Here is a 2,990-nt window from a genome sequence, read left to right as displayed (position 1 = left end):
GGCTCAGGCCGTCAGGCCTTCGGGTTCTGGCAGTTTGTTTGCGCGGCATGCTGCTGTGACGGTGTTTGCGAGCAGGCAGGCGATGGTCATCGGGCCGACGCCACCGGGGACCGGGGTGATGGCGCCTGCGCGCTCGGCCGCGCTGGCATAATCGACGTCGCCGACCAGTTTGTTTTTGCCGTTACGTTCGATCCGGTTGATGCCCACGTCAATCACGGTGGCACCCTCCTTGATCCAGTCGCCCGGCACCATCTCGGGCCGGCCAACAGCGGCAACCACGATATCGGCGCGGCGGACCACATCCGGCAGGTCCTTGGTGCGGCTATGCGCAATGGTTACGGTGCAGCTGTCGCCCAGCAGCAGCTGTGCCATCGGCTTGCCCACGATATTCGACCGGCCAATGACCACTGCGTCCATACCCGACAGCGATCCATGATAGTCGCGCAGCATCATCAGGCAGCCCAGAGGGGTACACGGAACCATCGACTTCTGACCGGTGCCCAGCAGGCCCACATTCGAAATGTGGAAACCGTCAACGTCCTTGGCCGGATCAATCGAATTGATCACCAGATCTTCGTTCAGATGCTTGGGCAGCGGCAACTGTACCAGAATACCATGCACAGCAGGGTCATTGTTCAGTTTGTTGATCAGCGCCAACAAATCCTCTTCCGAGGTATCCACGTCCAGCTTGTGTTCGTATGAGTTCATGCCGACCTCAACGGTCTGCTTGCCTTTCGAGCGGACATAGACCTGGCTCGCCGGGTCCTCGCCCACCAGCACCACGGCCAGACCGGGTGTGATGCCATTTTCTTCTTTCAGCTTTGCAACCTGATCAGCCACCTGCGCACGTACTTTTGCAGCAAAGGCTTTGCCGTCGATAACCTGGGCTACCATTTCTCAATCCCCTCTTCCAAAACGGAGCAGGCGCACGCGGCGCCTGTTCGGTCAGTCAGCGCCGATCACGCGTTCTTCGCGGGCGATCGACCAGTCAATCAAAATGCGCCAGAGCTTCTCTGCAAGATCGGGATCCATGCCCAATTCATCCGAGCTCTTGCGCACACGCTGCACCACCTCTTCGACGCGATCCGGGATACGGGCGGGCAGCCCCTCGCCGGGTTTCAGCTGTGATGCGCGGTCGATATAGCCCGCGCGCGTTACCAACAATTCGATCAATTGGCGGTCCAGCTTGTCGATCTGAGGCCGCAATTCCCGCATCGAGCGACAGTCTTGCGGCGGTATCAGAGTGGGCATGTTTCTCTCCTCATGGCCCAGGGATATCCCCAGACCACGAGATGTATCATTCAGGCGCTTAGAACAAGCCCTCGATCTCACCTGCGTCGTTAAGGCAGATGGTTTCAGCGGCCGGTTTGCGTGGCAGGCCCGGCATGGTCATGATCTCACCGCAGACGACCACGATGAAACCGGCACCTGCCGACAGGCGGACCTCACGCACCGGAACCGAATGGCCGGTGGGTGCGCCGCGCAGGGTCGGATCGGTCGAGAACGAATACTGGGTTTTTGCCATACAGACCGGCAGGTTGCCATAGCCTGCTTCTTCCCATTCGCGCAGTTGGTTGCGGATCTTGTTGTCGGCCAGAACCTCGTCGGCGCGGTAGATGCGCTTGGCGATGGTTTCGATCTTCTCGAACAACGGCATCTCGTCCGGGTAGATCGGAGCGAAGTTCGCGCTGCCACCTTCAACGATTTCGACCACTTTCTCGGCCAGCGGCGCTGACCCTTCCGAGCCCAGTTCCCAGTGACGCGACAGAACCGCCTCGACCCCATGATCACCACAATAGTCTTTCACGGCCTGCACTTCGGCATCCGTATCGGTGACAAAGTGGTTGATGGCGACAACAACCGGAACGCCGAAGGATTTGACGTTCTCGATATGGCGACCCAGATTGGCACAGCCCGACTGAACTGCATCAACGTTCTCTGCACCCAGATCAGCCTTGGCCACACCGCCGTTCATCTTCATCGCGCGCACGGTAGCAACCAGAACAACGGCCGACGGTGCGATGCCCGCCTTGCGGCACTTGATGTTCATGAACTTCTCGGCGCCCAGATCGGCGCCAAAGCCCGCTTCGGTCACGACATAGTCAGCAACTTTCAGCGCGGTTTTGGTCGCGATGACCGAGTTGCAGCCATGTGCGATGTTGGCGAACGGGCCGCCGTGCACAAAGGCGGGATTGTTTTCCAGTGTCTGCACCAGGTTCGGCTGCATCGCATCCTTCAGCAGTACTGTCATTGCGCCTTCGGCCTTGATGTCGCGACAGTAAACCGGGGTCTTGTCGCGGCGGTAAGCAACGATGATGTCGCCCAGACGCTTTTCCAGGTCTTTCAGGTCGTTGGCCAGGCAAAGGATCGCCATGACCTCAGATGCAACGGTGATGTCAAAGCCCGTCTCACGCGGGAAGCCGTTCGACACACCGCCCAGAGACGCCGTGATCTGACGCAGCGCGCGGTCGTTCATGTCGACCACGCGACGCCATGCAACACGACGGATGTCGATATCGCACTCGTTGCCCCAATAGATGTGGTTGTCGATCATCGCCGACAGCAGTGAGTGGGCCGAGGTGATGGCGTGGAAGTCACCTGTGAAGTGCAGGTTCATCTCTTCCATCGGAACAACCTGCGCATAGCCGCCGCCCGCAGCGCCGCCCTTCATGCCGAAGTTCGGGCCAAGCGAGGCTTCGCGAATACAGATCATCGCGTTCTTGCCAATGCGGTTCAGACCATCGCCCAGACCAACAGTGGTGGTGGTCTTACCCTCACCCGCCGGGGTCGGGTTGATCGCGGTGACCAGGATCAGCTTGCCGTCTTCGCGGCCCTGCACCGAGTTGATGAAGTCCTGGCTGACCTTCGCCTTGTCATGGCCATAGGGCAGCAGATCATCGCTGGAGATACCCAGCTTGGCACCGATTTCCTGAATCGGCTTCTTGTTCGCCTCACGCGCGATTTCGATGTCAGATTTATAGCTCATTGGG

The 2,990-nt window shown here is 59.4% G+C and carries 3 protein-coding genes; all 3 read right to left on the bottom strand.

Annotated elements, in window-relative coordinates:
• Positions 1–3: 3 nt before the first annotated feature.
• The 3 genes from folD to AC2FFE_RS20820 are packed head-to-tail and all read right to left on the bottom strand — an operon-like array spanning position 4 to position 2,986.
• Entirely contained in the window at positions 4–894 is an 891-nt protein-coding gene (gene folD / locus AC2FFE_RS20830; protein ID WP_496821251.1) for a bifunctional methylenetetrahydrofolate dehydrogenase/methenyltetrahydrofolate cyclohydrolase FolD, read from the bottom strand.
• Positions 895–945: 51 nt separating this feature from the next.
• On the bottom strand, positions 946–1,251 hold the full coding sequence (locus tag AC2FFE_RS20825) for a chorismate mutase (protein WP_496821250.1): 306 nt from the start codon (positions 1,249–1,251) through the stop codon (positions 946–948).
• A gap of 58 nt (positions 1,252–1,309) precedes the next feature.
• Entirely contained in the window at positions 1,310–2,986 is a 1,677-nt protein-coding gene (locus AC2FFE_RS20820; protein ID WP_496847601.1) for a formate--tetrahydrofolate ligase, read from the bottom strand.
• Positions 2,987–2,990 lie beyond the last annotated feature (4 nt).

It is taken from the genome of Ruegeria sp. YTSA168, assembly GCF_059610045.1.
This window is presented reverse-complemented; position numbering and strand designations above follow the sequence as displayed.

Coding starts and splice junctions, on each gene's coding strand:
- AC2FFE_RS20820 (WP_496847601.1), bottom strand. CDS start 2,986: ATGAGCTATAAATCTGACATCGAAATCGCGCGTGAGGCGAACAAGAAG.
- AC2FFE_RS20825 (WP_496821250.1), bottom strand. CDS start 1,251: ATGCCCACTCTGATACCGCCGCAAGACTGTCGCTCGATGCGGGAATTG.
- folD (WP_496821251.1), bottom strand. CDS start 894: ATGGTAGCCCAGGTTATCGACGGCAAAGCCTTTGCTGCAAAAGTACGT.